The sequence below is a fragment of the Sphingomonas sp. PAMC 26605 genome (assembly GCF_000241485.1).
Classification (GTDB): Bacteria; Pseudomonadota; Alphaproteobacteria; order Sphingomonadales; family Sphingomonadaceae; genus Sphingomonas.
Genome location: NZ_JH584241.1, coordinates 2977943 through 3000996, shown reverse-complemented (window position 1 = coordinate 3000996; position 23054 = coordinate 2977943). Strand labels below are relative to the sequence as shown.

Annotated in this window: 23 protein-coding genes and 1 tRNA gene; 17 read left to right on the top strand and 7 right to left on the bottom strand. The window is 66.5% G+C overall.

The annotated features are described in order from the left end of the window. Positions 1–59 precede the first annotated feature (59 nt). The 6 genes from zwf to RH90_RS13930 all read left to right on the top strand — a co-directional run bounded on the left by zwf (position 60) and on the right by RH90_RS13930 (position 6336). Positions 60–1526, top strand: a complete 1467-nt coding sequence (zwf, locus tag RH90_RS13955; protein ID WP_010186349.1) for a glucose-6-phosphate dehydrogenase — start codon at positions 60–62, stop codon at positions 1524–1526. Between the two features lie 145 nt (positions 1527–1671). Beyond that, a complete protein-coding gene (gene pgl, locus RH90_RS13950) occupies positions 1672–2388 on the top strand; it encodes a 6-phosphogluconolactonase (protein ID WP_010186348.1) in 717 nt (238 codons plus the stop codon). 28 nt (positions 2389–2416) lie between these two features. Beyond that, positions 2417–4237, top strand: a complete 1821-nt coding sequence (edd, locus tag RH90_RS13945; RefSeq protein WP_010186347.1) for a phosphogluconate dehydratase — start codon at positions 2417–2419, stop codon at positions 4235–4237. A gap of 169 nt (positions 4238–4406) precedes the next feature. Continuing rightward, positions 4407–5375 (top strand): glucokinase, encoded by a 969-nt coding sequence (gene glk, locus RH90_RS13940; protein ID WP_010186346.1) that lies wholly within the window; start codon positions 4407–4409, stop codon positions 5373–5375. Next, on the top strand, positions 5372–5995 hold the full coding sequence (eda, locus tag RH90_RS13935; protein WP_010186345.1) for a bifunctional 4-hydroxy-2-oxoglutarate aldolase/2-dehydro-3-deoxy-phosphogluconate aldolase: 624 nt from the start codon (positions 5372–5374) through the stop codon (positions 5993–5995). Before glk ends, eda begins: the two co-directional genes overlap by 4 nt. Before the next feature lie 131 nt (positions 5996–6126). Continuing rightward, complete coding sequence (locus RH90_RS13930) at positions 6127–6336, top strand: hypothetical protein (protein WP_010186344.1); 210 nt, start codon at positions 6127–6129, stop codon at positions 6334–6336. Positions 6337–6416: 80 nt separating this feature from the next. Here the strand turns inward: RH90_RS13930 and mltG are convergent, their stop codons facing one another. The 6 genes from mltG to fabD all read right to left on the bottom strand — a co-directional run bounded on the left by mltG (position 6417) and on the right by fabD (position 11338). Continuing rightward, positions 6417–7382, bottom strand: a complete 966-nt coding sequence (mltG, locus tag RH90_RS13925; RefSeq protein WP_010186343.1) for an endolytic transglycosylase MltG — start codon at positions 7380–7382, stop codon at positions 6417–6419. A 75-nt stretch (positions 7383–7457) separates the two neighbouring features. Continuing rightward, positions 7458–8717, bottom strand: a complete 1260-nt coding sequence (gene fabF / locus RH90_RS13920) for a beta-ketoacyl-ACP synthase II (protein WP_010186342.1) — start codon at positions 8715–8717, stop codon at positions 7458–7460. A gap of 125 nt (positions 8718–8842) precedes the next feature. Then, positions 8843–9079: an acyl carrier protein gene (locus RH90_RS13915; RefSeq protein WP_010186338.1), complete on the bottom strand. Its 237-nt coding sequence runs from the start codon at positions 9077–9079 to the stop codon at positions 8843–8845. Between the two features lie 105 nt (positions 9080–9184). Then, positions 9185–9925, bottom strand: a complete 741-nt coding sequence (gene fabG, locus RH90_RS13910) for a 3-oxoacyl-[acyl-carrier-protein] reductase (RefSeq protein WP_010186337.1) — start codon at positions 9923–9925, stop codon at positions 9185–9187. Positions 9926–9928: 3 nt separating this feature from the next. After that, positions 9929–10357: a GxxExxY protein gene (locus RH90_RS13905; RefSeq protein ID WP_010186336.1), complete on the bottom strand. Its 429-nt coding sequence runs from the start codon at positions 10355–10357 to the stop codon at positions 9929–9931. A 45-nt stretch (positions 10358–10402) separates the two neighbouring features. Then, the gene (fabD, locus tag RH90_RS13900; protein ID WP_010186334.1) at positions 10403–11338 is read right to left on the bottom strand and encodes an ACP S-malonyltransferase; all 936 of its coding nucleotides are present in this window, start codon (positions 11336–11338) and stop codon (positions 10403–10405) included. Between the two features lie 205 nt (positions 11339–11543). Here fabD and RH90_RS13895 point away from each other — a divergent pair, with 205 nt between their 5' ends. The 5 genes from RH90_RS13895 to RH90_RS13875 all read left to right on the top strand — a co-directional run bounded on the left by RH90_RS13895 (position 11544) and on the right by RH90_RS13875 (position 14778). Continuing rightward, positions 11544–11915 (top strand): RcnB family protein, encoded by a 372-nt coding sequence (locus RH90_RS13895; RefSeq protein ID WP_010186333.1) that lies wholly within the window; start codon positions 11544–11546, stop codon positions 11913–11915. Between the two features lie 310 nt (positions 11916–12225). Beyond that, on the top strand, positions 12226–12660 hold the full coding sequence (rpsF, locus tag RH90_RS13890) for a 30S ribosomal protein S6 (protein ID WP_010186332.1): 435 nt from the start codon (positions 12226–12228) through the stop codon (positions 12658–12660). A gap of 14 nt (positions 12661–12674) precedes the next feature. Continuing rightward, positions 12675–12899 carry a 30S ribosomal protein S18 gene (gene rpsR / locus RH90_RS13885; protein ID WP_010186331.1) on the top strand — a complete coding sequence of 75 codons (225 nt, stop codon included), beginning with the start codon at positions 12675–12677 and terminating at the stop codon, positions 12897–12899. A 12-nt stretch (positions 12900–12911) separates the two neighbouring features. Beyond that, complete coding sequence (gene rplI / locus RH90_RS13880) at positions 12912–13511, top strand: 50S ribosomal protein L9 (protein ID WP_010186330.1); 600 nt, start codon at positions 12912–12914, stop codon at positions 13509–13511. A 433-nt stretch (positions 13512–13944) separates the two neighbouring features. After that, on the top strand, positions 13945–14778 hold the full coding sequence (locus RH90_RS13875; RefSeq protein ID WP_010186329.1) for a hypothetical protein: 834 nt from the start codon (positions 13945–13947) through the stop codon (positions 14776–14778). Positions 14779–14796: 18 nt separating this feature from the next. Here the strand turns inward: RH90_RS13875 and mutL are convergent, their stop codons facing one another. After that, entirely contained in the window at positions 14797–16635 is a 1839-nt protein-coding gene (mutL, locus tag RH90_RS13870; RefSeq protein ID WP_010186327.1) for a DNA mismatch repair endonuclease MutL, read from the bottom strand. 157 nt (positions 16636–16792) lie between these two features. Between mutL and RH90_RS13865 the strand changes: the two genes are divergently transcribed. The 6 genes from RH90_RS13865 (at position 16793) to RH90_RS13840 (ending at position 22800) form a co-directional block, all read left to right on the top strand. Further along, the gene (locus RH90_RS13865; RefSeq protein WP_010186326.1) at positions 16793–17839 is read left to right on the top strand and encodes a rod shape-determining protein; all 1047 of its coding nucleotides are present in this window, start codon (positions 16793–16795) and stop codon (positions 17837–17839) included. A gap of 119 nt (positions 17840–17958) precedes the next feature. Continuing rightward, positions 17959–18876 (top strand): rod shape-determining protein MreC, encoded by a 918-nt coding sequence (gene mreC, locus RH90_RS13860; protein WP_010186325.1) that lies wholly within the window; start codon positions 17959–17961, stop codon positions 18874–18876. A gap of 7 nt (positions 18877–18883) precedes the next feature. After that, the gene (gene mreD, locus RH90_RS13855) at positions 18884–19393 is read left to right on the top strand and encodes a rod shape-determining protein MreD (RefSeq protein WP_010186324.1); all 510 of its coding nucleotides are present in this window, start codon (positions 18884–18886) and stop codon (positions 19391–19393) included. An 80-nt stretch (positions 19394–19473) separates the two neighbouring features. Further along, positions 19474–21498: a penicillin-binding protein 2 gene (gene mrdA, locus RH90_RS13850; RefSeq protein ID WP_086011222.1), complete on the top strand. Its 2025-nt coding sequence runs from the start codon at positions 19474–19476 to the stop codon at positions 21496–21498. Next, a complete protein-coding gene (gene rodA / locus RH90_RS13845) occupies positions 21495–22613 on the top strand; it encodes a rod shape-determining protein RodA (protein ID WP_010186322.1) in 1119 nt (372 codons plus the stop codon). The genes mrdA and rodA overlap by 4 nt, the downstream gene beginning before the upstream one ends. A 111-nt stretch (positions 22614–22724) precedes the next feature. Beyond that, positions 22725–22800, top strand: a tRNA-Lys gene (locus RH90_RS13840). The last annotated feature ends 254 nt before the right edge of the window (positions 22801–23054 follow it).

Here is a 23054-nt window from a genome sequence, read left to right as displayed (position 1 = left end):
ACCTTGGCGAAGCGCGCGGCGTTCCCTAGGTGAGGCCTCCCCCAGGAGCTCGAATTCGCATGGCCAACCGCACGCCTGTCGGCAAACTCCTTCTGTTCGGCGCGACCGGCGATCTTGCCCAGCGCATGTTGCTGCCCTCGCTCTACGGCTTGCACGCCGACGGCCTGTTGCCCGAAGGGCTGACGATCACCGGCACCGCGCGCTCGGAGAATAGCGACGAGAGCTATCGCAAGTTCGCCAAGGAGGCGCTCGAGAAGTTCGTCCCCAAGGACCGGATGGACGCCAAGGCGATCAAATCGTTCCTCGAGCGCGTCCAGTATCAGGCGCTCGATGCGACCGACATGGAGCATTACAAGGATCTTTCGGCCAAGGTCGGCGACGTGGCGGGCGGTCTCGCGATCTTCCTGTCGACCGCGCCGTCGCTGTTCGAGCCGGTGATTCGCGGGCTCGAATCGGCCGGGCTCGCCGGGCCGACGGTCCGGATCGGGCTCGAGAAGCCGCTCGGCTACGATCTCGAATCGAGCCGCGAGATCAACGACACCGTCGCGACCGCCTTTCCCGAGGAGCGCACCTTCCGGATCGATCACTATCTCGGCAAGGAGACGGTGCAGAACATCCTCGCGCTGCGCTTCGGCAATTCGTTCTTCGAGCCGGTGTGGAATGCACGCGGGATCGACAACGTCCAGATCACCATTTCCGAGACCGTCGGGCTGGAGGAGCGCGCCGCTTATTACGATGGCGCGGGCGCTTTGCGCGACATGGTCGCCAACCACATGCTGCAGCTCCTCGCGCTGATCGCGATGGAGCCCCCGGCCCGCTTCGACGGCAATGCGATCCGCGACGAAAAGGCCAAGGTGTTCCGCTCGCTGCGCACGATTGCGCCCGAGGATGCGCCGCGCGACACCGTCACCGGCCAATACGGCGCAGGCGCGAGCGGCGGCGAAATCGTCAAGGGCTATATCGACGAGTTGACCAAGCCCTCGACCACCGAGACGTTCGTCGCGATCAAGGCGCATGTCGATAATTGGCGCTGGCAGGGCGTGCCCTTCTACCTGCGCACCGGCAAGCGCATGCCGACGCGACGCAGCGAGATCGCGATCCAGTTCAAGCCCGTCCCGCATTCGATGTTCTCGAACCGTGGCGGATTGCTCCAGCCGAACGTCCTGGTGATCCGGCTGCAGCCCGAGGAATATGTCCAGCTGCTGGTGATGGCGAAGGAGCCCGGGCTCGATCGCGATGGCATCCGCCTGCGCGAAGTGCCGCTCAACCTCAGCCTCGATTCGGAATTCGCCGGCACGCGCCGCCGCATTGCGTACGAGCGGCTGCTGCTCGATCTGATCGAGGGCGACCAGACGCTGTTCGTGCGCCGCGACGAGGTCGAGGCGCAATGGACCTGGATCGACGCGATCCGCGCCGGCTGGGTGGCGAACGACATGAAGCCCAAGAGCTATGCCTCGGGCAGCTGGGGCCCGAGCGCCGCGATCGCGCTCACCGAGCGCGACGGCGTCACCTGGCTGGACGAGTAGAAATCTCCCTCTCCCGCTTGCGGGAGAGGGTGCCGAGCGAAGCGAAGGCGGGAGAGGGCAGTCACGCGGACGCTGGTTCGTGAGGCACGCCCCTCTCCCCGGCCCTCTCCCGCCAGCGGGAGAGGGAGAAGGAAAAGGAAAAGACATGAGCGACGACCACGAAATCGAATGGTGGGACTATGAAGATTCCGAGGAGATGGCAGCCGCCGTCGCCGGCGATATCGGCTTCATCATCGACAGCGCGATCGACGCGCGCGGCGCAGCGGTGATCGCACTGTCGGGCGGCAAGACGCCGATCCCGATCTACGCCAAGCTCGCCGCCGCCAAGCACGACTGGAAGCGCGTCACGATCGTCCCGGTCGACGAGCGTATCGTGCCGCTCGGCGATCCGCTGTCGAACGTCACGATGATCGCCAAGGCGTTCCTGCCCAAGGGCGCGCGCGTCATGCCGATCGTCCCGACCGCGACCGCCGACTACAAGGCCGCCGGCCGCTCGGCCGATGCGCTGATGCAGGATCTGCACTGGCCGCTCGATCTGTGCCTGCTCGGCGTCGGCGCCGACGGGCATACCGGCTCGATCTTCCCCGGCCCCGATTACGACGAGGCCCTGTCGGGCCCGACCGAACGTCGCGCGCTCGGCGTGATGCCCGATCCGCTCCCCAAGGAAGCCCCCGTCCCGCGCGTCACGCTCAGCCGCGCGGCGATCGTCTCGGCGCGCGCGCTGCTCATCGCGGTGACCGGCGACGCCAAGAAGAAGGTGATCGAGGATGCGATCAAGCAGGGTCCGTCGTCGAAATATCCGATCGGTCGGGTGCTTGCCGATGCCGAGCTGCCGGTAGATATTCACTGGGCCGCCGAATGATCTCCAACCCCTCCCCGGGAAGATTGTCGTGACCCTCCATTCTGAAATCGCCGCGGTCACCGACCGCATCATCACCCGCTCCAAGCCGACCCGCGACGCCTATTTGTCGCTGATCGGCCGGGCGCGCGACACGCATATCGAGCGCCCGGCGATGGGCTGCGCCAACGCGGCGCATGCCTATGCCGGCACCGAGGAGGATCGCCCCGCGCTCACCGCCGCCAAGGCGATGAACATCGGCATCGTCACCTCGTACAACGACATGCTCTCGGCGCACGCGCCGTATTATCGCTACCCCGAGCAGATGAAGATCTGGGCACGCGAAGCGGGGGCGACCGCGCAGGTCGCGGGCGGCGTGCCCGCGATGTGCGACGGCGTGACGCAGGGCTATGCCGGCATGGAGCTGTCGCTGTTCAGCCGCGACACGATCGCGCTGTCGACCGCGATCGCGCTCAGCCATGGCATGTTCGAGGGCGCGGCGCTGCTCGGCATCTGCGACAAGATCGTGCCGGGCCTGCTGATGGGCGCGTTGCGCTTCGGTCACCTCCCGATGGTGCTGATCCCCGCCGGGCCGATGCCTTCGGGCCTTCCCAACAAGGCCAAGGTCGAGGTCCGCGAAGCCTATGCCGAAGGCAAGGTCGGCCGCGATGCTTTGCTCGAAGCCGAGATCGGCGCCTACCATTCGAAGGGCACCTGCACCTTCTTCGGCACCGCCAATTCGAACCAGATGATGATGGAGATGATGGGCCTGCACATGCCCGGCGCCGCCTTCATCAATCCCGGCACGAAGCTGCGCCAGGAACTGACGCGCGCCGCGGTCCACCGCGTCACGCAGATCGGCTGGCACGGCGACAGCTACCGCCCGATCGGCCTGTGCGTCGACGAGAAGGCGATCGTCAACGCCGCGATCGGCCTGCTCGCGACCGGCGGATCGACCAACCATCTGCTGCACCTCCCCGCGATCGCGGCGTGCGCCGGGATCGTGATCGACTGGGAGGATTTCGATCGCCTGTCGAAGGCCGTCCCGCTCGTAGCGCGCGTCTATCCCAACGGGTCGGCCGACGTGAACGGCTTCGAGGATGCCGGCGGCATGCCCTATGTCATCCGCGAACTCGCCGATGCCGGGCTGCTCCACCGCGACCTGCTGACCGTCGCGGGCGAGGACATGACCGATTACGGGCGCAAGCCACGGCTCGACGAGAACGACGCGCTGACCTGGGACGACCCCGGCGGGAGCGGCGACGACACGATCCTGCGCACCCCCGCAGCGCCGTTCGCGCCCGAGGGCGGCTTCCGCATCCTCACCGGCAACCTCGGTCGCGCCTGCATCAAGGTCTCGGCGGTCGAGCGCGACCGCTGGACGATCGAGGCGCCGGCGGCGGTGTTCCACGATCAGGCCGCGGTACTCGCCGCCTTCCAGGCGGGCGAGCTGACGCGCGACGTCGTCGTGGTGATGCGCTTCCAGGGCCCGCGCGCCAACGGCATGCCCGAGCTGCACAAGCTCACGCCTGCGCTCGGCGTGCTCCAGAACCGGGGTTACCGCGTCGCGCTCGTCACCGACGGGCGCATGTCGGGCGCGAGCGGCAAGGTGCCCGCGGCGATCCATTGCTCGCCGGAAGCCTTGGGCGACGGTCCGCTGTCGCGCGTGCGCGACGGCGACATCATCCGGCTCGATGCCGAGGCGGGGGTGCTGGAGGCTTTGGTCGAGCCGGCCGAATGGACCGCGCGCGTCCCCGCGACCGCGCCGCCCGAGGCCGACGGCATGGGCCGCGAACTGTTCGGCCTGTTCCGCGCCAATGCCAACGAAGCCGAACGCGGCGCGTCACCGCTGCTGACCGGCATGGGGTGGTGAACGCCTGCAAAGCGCGCAAGCCCCTCCCCTTTAGGGGAGGGGTTGGGTGGGGCCGTTCCGCGAAAGCGGACCTCGGATTTGAGGCACGTCCCCACCCCTAACCCCTCCCCTGAAGGGGAGGGGCTTATATTGGTCGCCAGTTTCGCGCGCCAAAACGGAGAGAGATAGAATGGAAGTCGTTTCGGTCGATATCGGCGGCACGCATGCCCGCTTCGCGATTGCCGAGGTCGAGGGCGGCCGCGTCGTCGCGCTCGGCGAGCCGGTCACGCTCAAGACCGCGGACTATGCCGGTTTCCAGACCGCCTGGCAGGCGTTCAGCGCACAGAGCGGCCGCACCCTTCCCCGCTTCGCCGCGGTCGCGGTCGCCTCGCCGATCAGCGGCGACGTGATCAAACTGACCAACAACTCCTGGGTGATCCGCCCGCCGCTGTTCAAGGAGCGGCTCGATATCGACGACTTCGTCCTGATCAATGATTTCGGCGCGGTCGGCCAGGCGGTGGCACAGGTCGATCATCAGGACTTCTTCCACCTCTGCGGCCCCGACGTCCCCTTCCCCGAACACGGCGTCCTGACGGTGTGCGGCCCCGGCACCGGGCTCGGCGTGGCGCAGGTGCTGCGTACGGCCGAGCGCTATCATGTGCTCGAGACCGAGGGCGGCCATGTCGATTTCGCGCCGCTCGACGCGATCGAGGACCGCCTCACCAAGCGGCTGCGCACCAACTACACGCGCGTCTCGGCCGAGCGCGTCGTCTCGGGCCCGGGCATCGTCGCGATCTACGAGACGCTCGCCGATCTCGAGCATCGCACCGTGCCGCGGCTCGACGACAAGGCGATCTGGAGCGCCGCGCTCGACGAAGGCGAAAGCCTCGCGGTCGCCGCGCTCGACCGCTTCTGCATGAGCCTCGGCGCGGTCGCCGGCGACCTCGCGCTGGCGCACGGGTCGAACGGCGTCGTCATTGCCGGCGGGCTCGGGCTGCGGCTCAAGGACCATATCCGCAAATCGGGCTTTGCCGAGCGCTTCGCCGCCAAAGGCCGCTTCCAGGCGCGCATGGCGGCGATCCCGGTCAAACTGATCACCTATCCGCAGCCGGGCCTTTTCGGCGCAGCGGCCGCCTTTGCCCAGGAGCACACACGATGACCCCCTCCGTACCATCCATCACCGACATCATGCGCACCAGCGCCGTCATCCCGGTGCTGGTAATCGACGACGCCGCGACCGCACGTCCGCTCGCCGAGGCGCTCGTCGCGGGCGGTTTGAAGGTGCTCGAGGTCACGCTGCGCACCGGCGCCGCGCTCGAGGCGATCGCCGAGATGAAGAAGGTGCCCGGCGCGATCGTCGGCGCGGGCACGGTGGTAAACCCCGACCAGTTCCAGCAGGCGGTCGACGCCGGCGCCGAATTCATCGTCTCGCCCGGCCTGACCGAACGGCTCGGCAGGACGATCATCCCGAGCGGCGTGCCGTTCCTGCCCGGCATCGCCAATGCCGCCGACATCATGCTCGGCATGGATCTCGGCCTCAGCAACTTCAAGTTCTTCCCGGCCGAAGCGAATGGCGGGCTCAAGGCGCTCAAGGCGCTCGCCGCGCCATTCTATCAGTGCAGTTTCTGCCCGACCGGCGGTATCACCGAAGCTAGCGCTTCCGAATGGCTGAGCTTCAAGCCGGTGCTATGCGTCGGCGGGAGTTGGGTGACGCCCAAGGGTGCGTCGATGGCCGAGGTCGAGGCGCTTGCGCGCACGGCGAGCGGGCTGCGGGGATAGCGCGGGTTCCAGCGCCATCCGCGCCGTCGCCGCGAAGCCCCGAGATGACAATTGCTTCATACAGGGGCGGGCGTTGGACACCGCCTGCCCCATCGACGATAGCGTGAGCTATCCACAATGGAGACGATGCTATGATCAAGACCCTCACCGCTGCACTGCTGATCTCCGTCGCCGCGATCGGCGCAGCCGCGCCCGCCGACGCCAAAGTCTGCCGCAACAGCCATGGCAAGGTGTTCAAGTGCCACGGCGTGCTCGCGCCGCGCATCAACCTGAAAGCCCATCATCCGGTCAAGGTCGTGCGCTGCCGCGGCCATGTCGGTAAGTTCAACCACCACTGCTGATCGAGCGGCGGGCGGCGCCTTAGCGCGCCGCCCGAACGCCCTCCGCCGAGATACCGTCCCCAAAAAAGGGGTGTCTCGCGCTAGATCCCGTGCGCCGCGCGATACGCGCGCCACTTCACGACATTGGCGTTATGCTGTTCAAGCGTGTCGGCGAAGACATGCCCGCCCGACCCGTCCGCGACGAAGTACAGCGCGTTCGATTGCGCCGGGTGGAGCACCGCGTCGATCGACGCGCGCCCGGGGTTGCAGATCGGCCCGACCGGCAGCCCGACCATCGCATAGGTGTTGTACGCATTCACCGCATGGACCTCGGACAGCAGGATCTTGCGCCCGAGCGGACGGCCCTTGGTGATCGGATAGATGATCGTCGGATCGGCCTGCAGCATCATCCCGCGCTTCAACCGGTTCGCATAGACCGCCGCGACCATCGCGCGCTCGCTCGGTTTCCCGGTTTCCTTCTCGACGATCGAGGCGAGGATCAGCGCCTGCTCGGGGGTGGTCACTGCCAGCCCCGGCGCGCGCTTGGCCCAGGCGGCGGCGAGATAGCGTTTGCGCACGCTCTGCATCCGCTGGAGGATGAAGGCGCGCGTGTCGCCACGCTGGAACGCATAACTGTCGGGAAGCACGCTGCCCTCGGCGGGGACATCGATGCTGCCCTTGAGTTCGGTCGCGCGGTCGAGCGCATCCTTGACCATTACCGAGGGCCAGCCTTCCGGGATCGTGACGAAACGCTGGATCGTCTTGGTGCCCTGCAGCACCTTGAGGATATCGGCCTGGCTAAGATGCGCCGGAATGCGATATTCTCCGGCCTTGATCGGCGCGTCCGAGCCGAACAGTTTGGCGAACAGGCGGAAGCGGCTTGCCGAGGCGATCGCCCCCGATTTCTCGAGCACTACCGACGCGCCGGCCAGACTCGAGCCGGGGGCGATCTGCACGCTGATCGGGCGGGCGAGCGGACCGCGTCCGCCCCACATCTGGACGACGGCGAACAGCGCGACGATCGCGCCAAGGCCGAGCAGCAATCCCAGGCAGCCGACCCTGCGCAACGGGCTATCCTTGCTGCGGGCGGCGCGGCGCGCCGGGCGCCGTGCACCACGTTTGGGCGGGCGCACGGCCAACGATCACATCGCGCGCAGGACGAGGCTCGCATTCGTCCCGCCGAAGCCGAACGAATTGTTGAGCACCGCCTTGACGGAACGCTTCTTCGCGACATGCGGCACCAGATCGACGCCCGCGCAATTGTCGCTCGGATTGTCGAGGTTGAGCGTCGGCGGGACAATCTGGTCGCGCATCGCGAGGATGCAGAAGATGCTCTCGACCGCGCCCGCGCCGCCGAGCAGATGCCCGATCGCCGACTTGGTCGAGCTCATCGACATGGTCTGGATATTGTCGCCGAACAGGCGGCGCACCGCGTTGAGCTCGAGCTCGTCGCCGAGCGGGGTCGAGGTGCCGTGGGCGTTGATGTAATCGATGTCGGAGAGCTGGAGCCCCGACTTCTTCATCGCCATTTCCATCGAGCGGAACGCGCCCGAGCCTTCGGGATGCGGTGCGGTCACGTGATAGGCATCGCCCGACAGGCCATAGCCGATCACCTCGGCATAGATCTTCGCGCCGCGCGCCTTGGCATGCTCATATTCCTCGAGGCAGACGACGCCGGCGCCCTCGCCCATCACGAAGCCGTCGCGATCCTTGTCGTACGGGCGGCTGGCCTTCTCGGGCGTCGCGTTGAACCCGGTCGACAGCGCGCGCGCCTGCGAGAAGCCAGCGATGCCGAGCGGGCAGATCGCGCCCTCGGCGCCGCCTGCCAGCATCACGTCGGCATCGTCCATCGCGATCATCCGCGCGGCATCGCCGATCGAATGCGCGCCGGTCGAGCAGGCGGTGACGACCGCATGGTTGGGGCCCATCAGGCCGTATTTGATCTGCACCTGGCCGGTGATCAGGTTGATCAGGCGACCATGGACGAAGTGCGGGCTGACGCGACGCGGGCCCTTTTCGTGCAACACGATCGATTCGCTGGCGATTCCCGGAAGGCCGCCGATACCGGCGCCGATCGAGCAGCCGGCGCGATATTTCTGTTCGAGCGTCATGTCGAGCAGCCCGGCATCCTCGAGCGCCTGGCCGGCGGCATCGATGCCGTAGATGATGAACGGGTCGACCTGGCGCTGGACCTTGTGGTCGACACGCTTGCCGGGATCGAAGCCGTACGGATGGTCGGCGGGCTTGACCTCGCACGCGATCGTGCAGGCATAATCGGTCGCGTCGAAACGCGTGATCGTCCCCGCGCCCGATTTCGCCGCGAGGATATTCGCCCAGGCGGTTTCGACATCGGCGCCGAGCGGCGTCACGAGCCCCAGTCCGGTTACGACAACACGCCGCATGGCCATCTCCGTCTAAAAATCTTGATCTTCGTAAATGGGAACGGCCCCCCACCCCCGGTCATTGCCCTGGGACGGGGAGCCGTTCCTTTAGTATAGCCGTGCGGCCGCGCTAAAAGCGCTGTGGCTCAGCTCTTATGCTCGTCGATGAAGGTGATCGCGTCCTTGACGGTCGTGATCTTCTCGGCGGCATCGTCGGGGATCTCGACTTCGAATTCTTCTTCGAAGGCCATGACGAGCTCGACGATGTCGAGGCTGTCCGCGCCCAGATCGTCGATGAAGCTCGCGTCTTCGGTCACCTTGTCGGCTTCAACGCCGAGATGCTCGACGACGATTTTCTTAACGCGGTCTGCGGTCTCGCTCATGTGTATCGTCCCTCTATCGATGGGGGTGTTGGTATTCCTGAACGCACGTAGAACGCGCGTCCGAGGCTTGCAAGTAGGGACACTCAGATCCCCATTAGATCCCTATTAGATCATGGCCATGCCGCCGTTGACGTGGACCGTCTGCCCGGTGACATAGCCCGCCTCGCGGCTGGAGAGATAGACGACTGCGGCGCCGATGTCTGCCCCCGTGCCCATTTTTCCCATCGGAATGCGGGCGTTGAGCGCGTCTTTCTGTGCGTCTGGCAGGCTTTCGGTCATCGGCGAGGCGATGAAGCCCGGCGCGACGCAATTGACGGTGATGCCGCGGCTGGCGAGTTCCTGCGCAAGCGCCTTCGACATTGCGGTGAGCGCACCCTTCGACGCAGCGTAATTCGCCTGGCCCGGATTTCCGGTCGTCCCGACGACCGAGGTGATCGAAACGATTCGCCCGAAGCGCGCCTTCATCATCGGCCGCGCCGCCGCGCGCGCGAGCCGGAAGGCGGCCTCTAGGTTGACGCGGATCACCTGATCCCATTCGTCATCCTTCATCCGCATGACGAGATTGTCGCGCGTGATGCCGCCATTGTTGACGAGGATATCGAGCTTGCCGCCGAGCGCCTCGACCGCGGCAGGCACGAGCGCATCGACCGCCGCGCCATCCGACAGGTCGCACGGCAACGCGACGTGATCGCCGCCCAAGCTGTCGCGAAACGCCTCGAGCTTGGCCACATTGGACCCCGAAACCGCCAGCCGCGCACCTTGCGCCGCGAGCGCCTGTGCGATCGCCGATCCGATCCCGCCGGAGGCTCCGGTGACGAGGGCGGTCATGCCTGTAAGGTCGAACATCTCTTAATCTCCAGGGTTGATGGGTTCGCGCAGAGGCGCAGAGGACGCAGAGATGTGGTTGTTCACCAATCTGCGTATTCCCTCCTTGAGCGTATCTCCGCCGAAATTGATAAGCAGCCCAACGGGCTGCTTTGTAAGTCTCAGATAGGTCAGCAGTTGCTTCGCGTGGACAGGCAGCAATCGCTCGATCGATTTGATTTCCACGACCAATCGCTGATCGACCATCAAGTCGATCTTGAAAGCGCCTTCGAACCGCATGCCGTCGAAATCAATGTCGATAGGCTGCTGTCGCGCGACTGCGTATCCCATCTTAGCCAGCCGGCCTGCCATCAACGCCTCGTAGACGCTTTCCATAAGGCCGGGGCCGAGATCGCGATGCAAGCGCACCGCAACGTTCAGCACGTCACCGCTGATCTCGTCGATGTCCCTCACTTCTTCTCCGCGTCCTCCGCGCCTCTGCGCGAACAAACCTTCTCCTTAAAGCACCTTAGCCAAAGCCTCGACATCGTCCATCGTCACCACGCTCACCGCCTCGACATCGCCCGCGATGCGCTTGACCATCGGCGTTAACACCTTGCCGCCGAACTCGACGAACCGCTCGACCCCCGCCACCTGCAGCGCCAGCACCGATTCGCGCCAGCGCACCATGCCCGTCACCTGCTCGACCAGCAGCCGCCGGATCGTGTCGGCATCGCCGACCGCCGCCGCCGTGACATTGGCGAACAAAGGCACCAGCGGCGCGTGGATCCGCGCCTCGGCCAGCGCCGTTTCCATCGCATCGGCGGCAGGCTGCATCAAAACACAGTGGAACGGCGCCGACACCGGCAGCAAAACCGCGCGCTTGGCGCCCATTTCCTTTGCGAGCGCGACCGCACGCTCGATCGCCCCGCGATGCCCCGAGATCACCACCTGCGACGGATCATTGTCGTTGGCGACGGTGCACACCTCGCCCTCAGCCGCCGCCTCGGCGATCGCGCGCGCCTTCTCGACATCGGCGCCGAGCAGCGCCGCCATCGCGCCGATGCCGACGGGCACCGCCGCCTGCATCGCCTGCCCGCGCAGCTTGAGCAGCTTGGCGGTCGTCGCCAGATCGATCGCACCCGCCGCGCACAGCGCGCTATATTCGCCGAGCGAATGCCCCGCGACATAATCCGCCTTGTCGGCGAGGCGGACACCGCCCTCCTCCTCGAGCACGCGGAGCGTCGCGATCGCATTGGCCATGATCGCGGGCTGCGCGTTCTCGGTCAGCTGCAACTGGTCCTCGGGGCCGTCGGTCATCAGCCGGAAGAGATGCTGGCCGAGCGCCTCATCGACCTCCTGAAACACCGCGCGCGCGACCGCGCTCGCTTCGGCGAGCGCCTTGCCCATGCCGACCGACTGGCTGCCCTGCCCCGGGAAGATAAACGCGCGCATCATGATACTCCTTTGCCCGCGCGGTTAGGCGCTCGGTCAAACCCGCGTCAAGAACGGCGCGGCGGCGCGAAGCTGAACGCGGCCGGTCCGGCCGGGACACTTTGCGACCATTTCGGGTTCTGATCGTCGCGGATGCGCGACAAACGCTTCCTAGATAGTCTTCGACGCCGGGAGTTAAGGCGCCGTCAGAAACAGGAGTTTCATCATGAAGAAGTTCATCATCGCCGCATTGGCGGCATCGTCGATCCTAAGCCCGCTCGCCGCGACCGGCGCGTCGGCCCAGCAGCGCGACGAACGCCGCACAACGGTCATCCGCCAGCAGCCCAATGGCCGTACCGTCGTCACCGAGCGTCGCGTTGTGCGCCCGCAGCAGAACCGCCGCTGGGCGCGCGGCCAGCGTTTCGATCGCCGCTATGCCAGCAACTATCAGGAAATCGGCAACTGGCAGCAGTATCGCGGCCGTCGCCTCTACGCCCCGCCACGCGGTTATCACTGGGTGCGCTCGGGTAACGACGCGGTGCTCGTCGCGCTCAGCGGCGGCCTGATCGGCGCGGTGCTCGGCGGCGCGTTCAACTGAGCCTAGCGCAAATCCTCCCCCGCCAGGGGGAGGTGGCGCCGAAGGCGACGGAGGGGGAGGAAGCGCAACGAACGTTCCTCTTACCGCCCCCTCCGTCAGGCTGCGCCTGCCACCTTCCCCTGGCGGGGGAGGATCGGGAACGCCGCGCACCTTGGGAACGCACTTGCCTTCCGCGCCGATTTCGCTATGGCACACCGATCGGGGTGGAGAGCACAGCTTTCCGCCCCGGTTGCTATTGAAGACGATAGCCGGAGGGGCGTTTCGCATGGTGCGGGCGTCAGCGATCGGCCAAGAATGAAAGACGAGACACATGGCTCTATACGAGCACGTGTTCCTTGCGCGCCAGGATCTGGCACAGGCGCAGGTGGACGCTCTGGCGGAAATCGCCACCAAGATCGTGAACGACAACGAAGGCCGGGTCATCAAGACCGAGAGCTGGGGTCTGCGTAGCCTCGCGTACAAGATCGCGAAGAACCGCAAGGCGCATTATGTCATGCTCGAGATCGATGCCCCGGGCAATGTGATCGCCGAGTTGGAGCGCCAGACGCAGATCAACGAAGACATCATCCGCTACATGACCGTCAAGATCGATGCGGCCGAGGAAGGCCCCAGCGTCATGATGCGCAAGTCGGACCGCGACCGTGAGCGTCGTGGTGATCGCGAAGGCGGCCGTGAAGGCCGTGGCGATCGCCCGGACCGTGGTGATCGTGAAGATCGCCCCCGCCGCAGCTTCGACGGCGAATAAGGAAGGTATAGACAATGGCACGCCCATTTTTCCGCCGCCGCAAGTCCTGCCCGTTCTCGGCCAAGGATGCCCCCCGGATCGACTATAAGGACGTCCGGTTGCTCCAGGGCTTCGTGTCCGAGCGTGGCAAGATCGTCCCCAGCCGCATCACCTCGGTGAGCGGCAAGAAGCAGCGTGAGCTCGCCCAGGCGATCAAGCGTTCGCGCCATCTGGGCCTGCTGCCCTACATCGTTAAGTAAGGGGCCCAACAGATGGATATCATCCTGCTGGAACGTGTCGAGAAGCTCGGCAACATCGGCGACGTCGTCAAGGTGAAGGACGGGTTCGCCCGCAACTTCCTGCTGCCGAACAAGAAGGCGCTCCGTTCGAACGAAGCCAACCGCAAGGTCTTCGAGAAGAACCGCGAGAAGATCGTCGCCGACAACGCCGTGAAGCGCACCGAGGCCGAAGCCGAAGCCAAGACGATCGACGGCATCACGCTGACGCTGATCCGCCAGTCGTCGAACACCGGTCAGCTCTACGGTTCGGTCGCGGTTCGCGATCTGATCGACGGGCTCGAGGCTGAAGGCCACAAGGTGCCGAAGTCGGCGATCGTGCTCAACAAGCCGATCAAGGCGATCGGCCTCTATGAGGTCAAGGTTTCGCTCCACCCGGAAGTGTCGGTAACGATCAAGATCAACATCGCCCGCTCGCCCGAAGAGGCGAAGATGCAGGCCGATGGCGTCAACGTCATGGAAGCGATGTTCGAGAAGGACGAGGCTGGTTTCGTCGAGGATTACGATCCCAACGCCGAACCTGGTGCGACCGCCGAAGTGTCGAACGACGAGCCGGAAGCGCCTGCTCAGGCGTAAGCTTCGGGCCGTATGGCAAAAGAAAGGGCCGTCCGGAGTGATCCGGGCGGCCCTTTCCGTGTGTCTCCGCCCCAGCGGGGGGGATTGGGGGGATGCTGGGGCGGAGGCGGTTAGCCCGTGACCGCGCAGGCGCCGACGAGCGCGGCGAACGGGATCAGGGCAAGCACGACGGGGAGAACTTTGGTCATGATCAGATCGCTTCTTCAGTAGGAGCGCCATCGCGCGTCTTGCCGAGTAAAATGCGCAACGCTGCGAAAGGTTCAGCTTTCTGTAAGCTTTTCTTCAGGAGCCGAATTACGATCGATTCAAGTCGAAAGTCTCTTACCGCAATCCGGCCGCTCCCGAATGCACCGCAATTGGGGATTAAAGGTCGCATTTCGGACGAAATTCTTTGTGATTTCGAGAGGCATCAGCTCGACTCGGAGGCAAGACGATGCCCGGATTTACGCTCGCATTCGCCATGCTGGCCGGCCTGCTTGCCGATGCCTCGCTCGCTCGCCCCTCGCCCGACGCAATCGCGAGCGTCGGCGATCTTTGCACTCCGCCGCGCGACTGGGCGCCGCCCTTCACGCGACTCTATCATCTGCGCAACGGCGCCACGCTGGTGTTCGTCGCCACGCTCCACACGAAAGATCCGCGATCGGCAACGCACGCGCAGATCAAGACGGCCGTGGCGCAATACACGCCGGACACGATACTGGTCGAAGCGGCATCCGCCGACAAGAGCGCCAGCGATGCGTATCTCGCGTTCCTCGCCACCCGCGCGGAACGGCAATTGGCGGACGGGCATATCCAGGAAAATCTGTACGCGGTGACGCTCGCCCGCGAGCGCCACGTCCGCTACCGCGGCTGGGATTTGAGTCCGAACGACGAATATGTCGGCGACATCGCCGCCGGATTCGATTTCCGCGACGCGATCGGCGCGCATCTGCTCCGCGCGCACGTCGATCCGTTCGGCGCCCCCGCCCCCGCCGCGCTCGACAGCGAGCTGGCCGCAGTGCCGGCTGCGCGTCGCCCCGAACGCTTCGATTACGCCGCCTGGTATCGCGCGGCTTACGGCCCGACCTTCGACCCGGCCGCTGTAACGCCGTGCGGCACCGGCGTTGCCAGCGCGATCGTCAAAGCGGAAAGCGTCCGGCGAACCCAGTTGCTCGCCGCGCAGATCGACGCGACTGCCAAGCCGGGAACCGTGGTGCTGGTGGAAGCCGGCGCGAACCACTGGCTCGCGCTGCGCGCCTATCTCGCATCGATCGCTCTCCCCAAGTAACGCGCGACCGACCGAGCGCTATTTGCGCCCGAACAACCGTTCGATATCGCCGTGCGCGAGCTTCACCCAGGTCGGGCGGCCGTGGTTGCACTGCCCCGAATGCGGCGTAACCTCCATCTCGCGCAGCAGCGCGTTCATCTCGGCGACCGACAGGATCCGCCCGGCGCGGACCGAGCCGTGGCACGCCATCGTCGCGGCGACATGGTCGAGGCGTTCGCGCAGCGACAGCGCCTCGTCGAACGCGGCGAGCTCGTCGGCGAGATCGGTGACGAGGCCGGTCACGTCGCTCTGCCCGAGCATCGCGGGCACGCCGCGCACGAGCATCGCGTGCGGGCCGAAGCGGTCGAGGTCGAGGCCGAACTCGCTCAGCTCGGCGGCGCGCGCCTCGAGCCGGTCGCAGGCGGGTTCGTCGAGTTCGATCACTTCGGGGAGGAGCAGCGCCTGGCTGGCGACGCCGCCGCTCGCCATCGCCTTGCGCATCCGTTCGAGCACGAGCCGTTCATGCGCGGCGTGCTGATCGACGAGGATCAGCCCGTCGGGGCTCTCGGCAACGATATAGGTTTTCGCGACCTGACCGCGGGCGACGCCGAGCGGGAAGTCGATCGTTTCGGGCGGGGGCGCGTAGGCGGGTTCGGCGCGGGCTTGCGGCGGCGGGGTGAAGAAGCTGCGGCGCTCGTTGAGTTGGTACCCGGCCCCCGCCCCCAATCCCGCCAGGCCGCCCGCCCCCATTTTCGTCACCCCCGCGAAAGCGGGGGTCTCCAGACCGGGCGACATCCCGAAGACGGAAGAAGCGGGATCCCCGCTTTCGCGGGGATGACGGTCGGGTTCTTGTGTCCACGCCGCCAGCGAACTTTGCGGCGCCGACTGGCTACGGTGCCCCGCCTCGTCCAACGCCCGCCGCAATCCGCTGACGATCAACCCGCGCACCATCGCCGGATCGCGAAAGCGCACCTCGGTCTTCGCGGGATGGACGTTCACATCGACCGCATCGGGCGGGACATCGAGGAACAGCGCCACCACGGCATGCCGGTCCCGCGGCATCATCTCGGCATAGGCGCCGCGGATCGCGCCGATCAGCAGCCGATCCTTCACCGGCCGCCCGTTGACGAACAGATATTGATGATCCGCCACGCCGCGGTTGAAGGTCGGCAGGCCGGCGATCCCGCCGAGCCCGATCCCTTCGCGGACGAAGTCGATCCCCACGCCGTTATCGACCAACCCACGATCGGTCAGCGCCGCCACCCGGTCGGGGAGCGTTTCGCCGCCGGTCACGCCGAGCGAGCGCCGTCCGTCATGCTCGACCGAGAAGCCGATATCGGGCCGCGCCATCGCGAGCCGCTTGACCACGTCGAGGCACGCCGCGAACTCGCTGCGCGGCGAGCGCAGGAACTTGCGCCGCGCGGGCACGCGCTCGAACAAAGCCTCGACCCGTACGCGCGTACCCGGGGGAATCGCGGCGGGGCCTTCGGACACGACCACACCGTTATCGACCACGCGCGACCAGCCCTCGCTCCCGCGCACTCGGCTCTCGAGCGTCATCCGCGCGACGCTCGCGATCGAGGGCAACGCCTCGCCGCGAAAGCCGAGCGTGCTGACGTTTTCGATCGCCTCGTCGGGAAGCTTCGAGGTGGCATGCCGCTCGAGCGCCAGTGCCATGTCGGCGGGCGCCATCCCACAGCCGTCGTCGGTCACTTCGACCAGGTCTGTGCCCCCGCCGCCCAAGCGTACAGCGATGCGCGTCGCCCCTGCGTCGACCGCGTTTTCGACGAGTTCCTTCAACGCGCTGGCGGGCCTTTCGACCACTTCACCGGCAGCGATACGATTGACGAGATGTTCGGGCAGGCGGCGTATTGACATGCACAATCGTCTAGCCCAATCGCAGGCCTCCCGCGACCCGCATTCAACCAACCTTCAGAGCAAAGCGCATCGCTCTGAAAGCCCCGGTTGCAAGCGGCGTCCTGACCTTGTGCGACCTGTCGGCAGATACTCAGTCCGGCGTGAAACGGAACGATCCATGGGCTTTTTCTCGAATCTCTTCCGCTTTTCCTCCCATGACATGGCGATCGATCTGGGGACCGCCAACACGGTGGTCTATCTGCGCGGCAAGGGCATCGTGCTCAACGAACCGTCGGTCGTCGCGGTCGAGACGCTCAACGGCGTCAAGCGCGTCAAGGCGGTCGGCGACGACGCCAAGCTGATGATGGGCAAGACCCCCGACAGCATTCAGGCGATCCGCCCATTGCGCGACGGCGTCATCGCCGACATCGACGTCGCCGAGCAGATGATCAAGCACTTCATCCACAAGGTGCATGGCGGGCAGCGCCGCTTCATGCGCTGGCCGCAGATCGTGATCTGCGTGCCGTCGGGATCGACCTCGGTCGAGCGCCGCGCGATCCGCGATGCCGCGTCGAACGCCGGTGCCTCGCAGGTCTGGCTGATCGAAGAGCCGATGGCCGCCGCGATCGGCGCCGACATGCCCGTGACCGAGCCGATCGGTTCGATGGTGGTCGATATCGGCGGCGGCACGACCGAAGTCGCGGTGCTCTCGCTGCGCGGTCTCGCCTACACCACTTCCGTGCGCGTCGGCGGCGACAAGATGGACGAGGCGATCGTCTCCTACGTCCGCCGCAACCACAACCTCCTGATCGGCGATGCGACCGCCGAGCGGATCAAGCAGGAAGTCGGCGTCGCCAAGCCGCCCGCGGACGGCATCGGCTTGACGATCCACGTCAAGGGCCGCGATCTCGTCAACGGCGTTCCCAAGGAGATCCAGATCAACCAGGGCCAGATCGCCGAAGCGCTCTCCGAGCCCGTCGGCCAGATCGTCGAGGGCGTCCGCATCGCGCTCGAGAACACCGCGCCGGAACTCGCCGCCGACATCGTCGACCAGGGCATCGTCCTCACGGGCGGCGGCGCGTTGCTCAAGGGCATCGACGAGGTGCTGCGCGACGAAACCGGCCTGCCCGTCACGATCGCCGACGACCCGCTCACCTGCGTCGCGCTCGGCACCGGGCGCGCGCTCGAGGATCCGGTCTATCGCGGCGTGCTGCACAGCGCGTGACGCGACGAAGCGAGCGCTGACGCGGCCCGGGTCGAGGGATTGACCCTACTCACGCCGCGGCGCTTGGCGTAAGGCGATCCAAGGTTTTACTGGCCCTCGGGCTTTTTGATGGGGGTATGATGGCGCCGCCTCGCAATCGGCGTCCGGGGTTTTCGCGGCGGGCGCAATACAGCCTTTTTGCAGGATATGTCGTCGCCGTAGCGGGGTCGCTCGTCGGGGCGGTGCTGCTTGCCTTGTCGACTTTGGACCCTGTCGCCTTTGCAGCCCTTCGCGCGAGCGTCGCCGAAGTGAGCACGCCGCTGTCCTCGGGACTGTCGGCGATCGGACGCGGGATCGGGTCGGTTCCGGGCGGAATCGGCGACTATTTCGCGGTGCACGACCAGAATGCGGCGCTCCGCAAGCAACTCGCCGCGCAGCATGCCTTGTTCCTGCGCGCGCGCTCGCTTTCGTATGAGAACCGCCGCCTGCTCGCTCTGCTCCAGGTCCGCGAGCGGATTTCGGAGCCCGTCGTCACCGCGCGCCTCGTCAGTTCGTCGGCGTCAAGCACGCGCCGCGTCGCGGTGCTCAACGCCGGGTCGTGGCAGGGCGTCGCGAGCGGCCAGCCGGTCCGCGGTCCCGAAGGGCTGATCGGCCGCGTGCTCGAAACCGGCCCGAACAGCGCGCGCGTGCTGCTGCTCACCGATCCCGAGAGCGTCGTGCCGGTGCGGCGGACGCGCGACGGCGTTCCCGCGCTCGCGACGGGACGCGGCGACGGGCTGATCGACGTGAAGTCGGTCGCGACCGCCGCGACCGATTTCGCGCCGGGCGACGTGTTCGTGACCTCGGGTATCGGCGGCATCTATCCGCCCGACGTGCCCGTCGCGCGGGTGTTGCGGCGCGGCCGCGATACGTCGATCTCGCGCGCCTTCACCCAGGCCGACACGATCGACTATGCGCTCGTCCAGCGCGCCTTCATGCCCCCTGCCCCGCCGATCCCGGTGCCGATCCCCGCGCCCAAGCCCGCGGCCGCGCCGCGTCCGCTCAAGAAGAAGCCGTGAGCCGGCGATGAGGCAAGCCCGCGGCCCGTTCGACGAGGTCCCCGACCAGAGCTTCCGGCGCTTCGTGCCCGCGATCACCGTCGCGATCGGCTCGGCGCTGACGCTATGGCCGATGGTCGCGAGCTTCCCGGTGCTGCCGCCGTTCGGGCTGCTGATGCTGCTCGGCTGGCGGCTGACCAAGCCCGAAAGCCTGCGCATTTGGGCTCCGCTTCCGCTCGGCTTCTTCGACGATCTCGTCAGCGGACAGCCGCTCGGCAACGCGATGCTGTTCTGGACGTTGTGCCTCTTCATGATCGACTTGATCGACCAGCGTATCGTCTACCGCGATTTCTGGCAGGATTGGCTGATCGCGGGGGGCGGGATCGCTTTCTGCCTGATCCTTGGGCGGCTTGTTGCGTCGCCGATCGGCGCGCATGTCGATACCGCGCTGATGCTGCAGATCGCGGTGTCGATCCTGCTCTTCCCGCTGGTGGTGCGGATCTGCAGGCTGATCAGCGACGATGAGGAGGAGACGTGAGCGGCGGCGCGACCTTCCGTCCTAGCGGACGCGCCGCGACCGAGGCCGCGCAAAGCTACAGCTTTTCGCGCCGCACCGTGATGCTCGGCGCGGCGCAGGGCGTGTTTGGCTTGGCGCTTGCCGGACGGATGACGTGGCTCGCGGTGGTCGAGAACGAGCAATATACGCTCAAATCCGAGAGCAACCGCGTCAACATGACGCTGGTGCCGCCGCGCCGCGGTTGGATCGTCGATCGCCACGGCGCGCCGATCGCCAACAACCGCACCGATTTCCGCGTCGACATCATCCCCGACCGGCTCGAGAACAAGGACCATGTCCTCGCGCTGCTGCGCGATCTGCTCAAGCTGCCGCCCGAGGAGATGGATCGGCTCGTTGCCGATCTCGAGCACGCCGCGGGGTTCCAGCCGGTTCAGGTCGCCGAGAATCTCGACTGGGAGCGTTTCGCCGCGGTCAGCGTGCGGCTGCCCGAACTGCCCGGCGTCGCCCCGACGCGCGGCTTTTCGCGCAGCTATCCGGCCGGCGCGGCGGTCGCGCATCTCACCGGCTATGTCGGTGCAGCGTCCGCCGAGCAGTACAAGCAGACGCACGATCAATTGATGGTCACACCGGGTTTCAAGCTCGGCAAGGACGGGCTTGAAAAGACGCTCGAAAAGCAGTTGCGCGGCGTCGCCGGGCAGAAGCGCGTCGAGGTCACCGCGCGGGGCAAGCTGGTCGCCGAGCTCGCCACCAGGCCCGACCAGCCCGGCGCCAATGCGCGCCTGACGATCGACGCGGGGCTGCAGGACTATGCCGCGCGCCGGCTCGGCACGCAGTCCGGCTCGGTCGTGGTGATCGACTGCCTGACCGGCGAGATGCTCGCGATGGTATCGATGCCGGCGTACGACCCCAACAATTTCTCCGACGGGATCAGCCATCTCGAATGGAAGATGCTGTCGGAGAACGATCACGTACCCCTCATGAACAAGGTGCTGCAAGGGCTCTATCCACCCGGCTCGACGGTCAAGCCGATGAACGGGATGGCCTTGCTCGGCGCGGGCGTCCCGGCGTCCGATCGCGTCGTGTGCTCGGGCGCGCTGCGCGTCGGCACCGGCATCTTCCACTGCCACAAGAAGAGCGGGCACGGCGCGCTCGATCTCAAGAACGCGATCATGCAGAGCTGCGATATCTATTTCTACGAGATGGTGCGGCGGCTCGGCTACGACCACGTGGCGCCGGTCGCGCGCACGCTCGGGCTCGGGCAGAAGTTCGTGCTGCCGTTCAACAGCCAGCGCTACGGCACCGTTCCCGACCCGGCGTGGAAGCTGCGCCGCTACAAGCAGCCCTGGACCGTCGCCGATTCGCTCAACGCGTCGATCGGCCAGGGCTATGTCCTGTCGAACCCGTTGCAACTCGCGGTGATGGCGTCGCGGCTTGCTTCGGGCCGCGCGCTCCAGCCGACCATTCTCGCCGCCGACGTCCGCCATGACGCCCCGCCGCTTCCGTTCGCGCCCGACCATCTCCAGACCGTCCACGAGGCGATGTGGGGCGTGGTTAATGGCGGCGGCACCGGTGGCGCCGCGCGGATGCTGATCCCGGGCGTCGCGCTCGCCGGCAAGACCGGTACCGCGCAGGTCCGCCGCATCACCATGGCCGAGCGCGCCGGGGGCGTGCTCAAGAACGGGTCGCTCCCCTTCAAGATGCGCGATCACGCGCTGTTCCAGGGCTTCGCGCCGCACGACAAGCCGCGCTATGCGATCGCCGTGGTGCTCGAACATGGCGGCCACACCGTCCGCAACCTCGATACGCCGGCGATCGCGCGCGACGTGATGACCTATCTGTTCGACCGCGACCGCGCGATGGCGTCGCTGCTCGAGGGCGAAAAGACCTGGGGCGGCGACATCCGCACGCGGATGGCGGCGGAGACCGCGGCCTACCGCGCCGCCGCCAGCGCCCCGCCGATCGCGGTCGGCGCGCAGACCGAGTTCAACGCCAGCGCGCCGACCGATGCGCCGGCCGTCCGCGCCGCCGCCGACGCGGACGTCGCGACCGCCGAGGAGCTCGCCAACACCGCGGCGCACGGCAACACCGTCGCCGAGGACGGCACGACCGAGCGCGACGCGCCATGAGCGGCCTCAGCTTCGTCCCCGCGCCGCTCGCGCAATTGCCGTGGAAAATCCTGCTGCTCGTGCTGGCGATCGGCTGTTTCGATCTGCTCGTGCTCTATTCTGCGGCGGGCGGCAGCATCCGGCCATGGGCGCTGTCGCAGGGCATCCGCTTCTTCGTGTTCCTGACCGGCGCGATGATCCTGTCGCGCATCCCCGAACGCATATGGAGCAACATCGCGCTGCCGGCGTACGGCGTATTGTGCGTGATGCTCGTGCTGGTCGAACTGGTCGGCGCGATCCGCGGCGGCGGGCAGCGCTGGCTTGATCTCGGGATCGGCTTCCGGCTGCAGCCGTCCGAGCTGATGAAGCCGTGCATCGTGCTGACCTGCGCCAAATTCTACGACATGCTGCCGCCCAACGAGACGCGCCGCTTCGGCGCGATCTGGCCCGCGGCGCTGCTGATCCTGGTGCCTGCGGCGCTGGTGATGAAACAGCCCGATCTCGGCACCGCGCTGATGATCGTGATCGGCGGAGTGACGGTGATGTTCCTAGCGGGCGTTCCGTTGCGGTTGTTCATCGGCGGCGCGCTGGGGCTGAGTGCGGCGATACCGCTGGCGGTCAATTTCGTGCTCCATGGCTATCAGCGCAACCGCATCCTGGTGTTCCTCGACCCCGAAAGCGATCCGCTCGGGATCGGCTACCACATCAGCCAGTCGAAGATCGCGATCGGCTCGGGCGGGATCTTCGGCAAGGGCTTCCTCAACGGCACGCAAAGCCATCTCGACTATCTCCCGGAAGGCCATACCGATTTCGCGCTCGCGACGATGATGGAGGAATGGGGTCTGGTTGGCGGCGTGCTGCTGATCCTTGCCTTCCTGCTGATCGTGCAATGGGGGCTGTCGGCGGCGCTGCAGGCGCAGACGCGCTTCGCCAAGCTGACCGCGGCGGGGCTGGCGGCGACGATCTTCTATTACGTGTCGATCAACATGGCGATGGTGATGGGGATGGCGCCGGTGGTCGGCGTGCCGCTGCCGCTGATCAGCAATGGCGGATCGAGTCAGATGACCTTCATGTTGTGTCTTGGCATTCTGATGTCGATCGACCGCAGCAATCGGCGGTCACCGGTGCGCTGGTGATTTTTTCGTAAGCTGCGCACAAAAAGGGTTTGCATCGTCCGGCGACGCTGCTAATCGACCGCCTCCCGCAGCGGCGGCGCCACCAAGCGCCCTTGAAATCGCCGGGACTTTGGACGCATAGCTCAGTTGGTAGAGCAGCTGACTCTTAATCAGCGGGTCCTTGGTTCGAGCCCAAGTGCGTCCACCATATTTTCAATACGTTAGCGCGATCTGGTGGTGTTGATTTACCTTGCGGGGTAACGCCACGGGTAACAGTTAGGTGTCCAGGTCTGTCGGCTGCGATTGCGGTGGCTGAACACCAGTTGGACCCACAATCGGTCATTCAAAGCCCACTGCCTGCTTCCCAGATTCGGACATCCGTTCATGTCTATCTTCAAAGCAGCAGAGGCCTGGCTCAGCGATGGGGCGCCGCAGATAGATTGAGTGAGCCGTCCACTTTTA

Excerpts from the sequence above, each read along its gene's own strand:
- RH90_RS13915 (WP_010186338.1), bottom strand. The coding sequence starts at position 9,079 with ATGAGCGAGACCGCAGACCGCGTTAAGAAAATCGTCGTCGAGCATCTC.
- mreC (WP_010186325.1), top strand. The coding sequence starts at position 17,959 with ATGGCGCCGCCTCGCAATCGGCGTCCGGGGTTTTCGCGGCGGGCGCAA.
- mreD (WP_010186324.1), top strand. The coding sequence starts at position 18,884 with ATGAGGCAAGCCCGCGGCCCGTTCGACGAGGTCCCCGACCAGAGCTTC.
- zwf (WP_010186349.1), top strand. The coding sequence starts at position 60 with ATGGCCAACCGCACGCCTGTCGGCAAACTCCTTCTGTTCGGCGCGACC.
- pgl (WP_010186348.1), top strand. The coding sequence starts at position 1,672 with ATGAGCGACGACCACGAAATCGAATGGTGGGACTATGAAGATTCCGAG.
- RH90_RS13895 (WP_010186333.1), top strand. The coding sequence starts at position 11,544 with ATGAAGAAGTTCATCATCGCCGCATTGGCGGCATCGTCGATCCTAAGC.
- eda (WP_010186345.1), top strand. The coding sequence starts at position 5,372 with ATGACCCCCTCCGTACCATCCATCACCGACATCATGCGCACCAGCGCC.
- rplI (WP_010186330.1), top strand. The coding sequence starts at position 12,912 with ATGGATATCATCCTGCTGGAACGTGTCGAGAAGCTCGGCAACATCGGC.
- fabF (WP_010186342.1), bottom strand. The coding sequence starts at position 8,717 with ATGCGGCGTGTTGTCGTAACCGGACTGGGGCTCGTGACGCCGCTCGGC.
- rodA (WP_010186322.1), top strand. The coding sequence starts at position 21,495 with ATGAGCGGCCTCAGCTTCGTCCCCGCGCCGCTCGCGCAATTGCCGTGG.
- fabD (WP_010186334.1), bottom strand. The coding sequence starts at position 11,338 with ATGCGCGCGTTTATCTTCCCGGGGCAGGGCAGCCAGTCGGTCGGCATG.
- rpsR (WP_010186331.1), top strand. The coding sequence starts at position 12,675 with ATGGCACGCCCATTTTTCCGCCGCCGCAAGTCCTGCCCGTTCTCGGCC.
- RH90_RS13865 (WP_010186326.1), top strand. The coding sequence starts at position 16,793 with ATGGGCTTTTTCTCGAATCTCTTCCGCTTTTCCTCCCATGACATGGCG.
- RH90_RS13930 (WP_010186344.1), top strand. The coding sequence starts at position 6,127 with ATGATCAAGACCCTCACCGCTGCACTGCTGATCTCCGTCGCCGCGATC.
- mrdA (WP_086011222.1), top strand. The coding sequence starts at position 19,474 with ATGCTCGGCGCGGCGCAGGGCGTGTTTGGCTTGGCGCTTGCCGGACGG.
- mutL (WP_010186327.1), bottom strand. The coding sequence starts at position 16,635 with ATGTCAATACGCCGCCTGCCCGAACATCTCGTCAATCGTATCGCTGCC.
- glk (WP_010186346.1), top strand. The coding sequence starts at position 4,407 with ATGGAAGTCGTTTCGGTCGATATCGGCGGCACGCATGCCCGCTTCGCG.
- RH90_RS13875 (WP_010186329.1), top strand. The coding sequence starts at position 13,945 with ATGCCCGGATTTACGCTCGCATTCGCCATGCTGGCCGGCCTGCTTGCC.
- rpsF (WP_010186332.1), top strand. The coding sequence starts at position 12,226 with ATGGCTCTATACGAGCACGTGTTCCTTGCGCGCCAGGATCTGGCACAG.
- fabG (WP_010186337.1), bottom strand. The coding sequence starts at position 9,925 with ATGTTCGACCTTACAGGCATGACCGCCCTCGTCACCGGAGCCTCCGGC.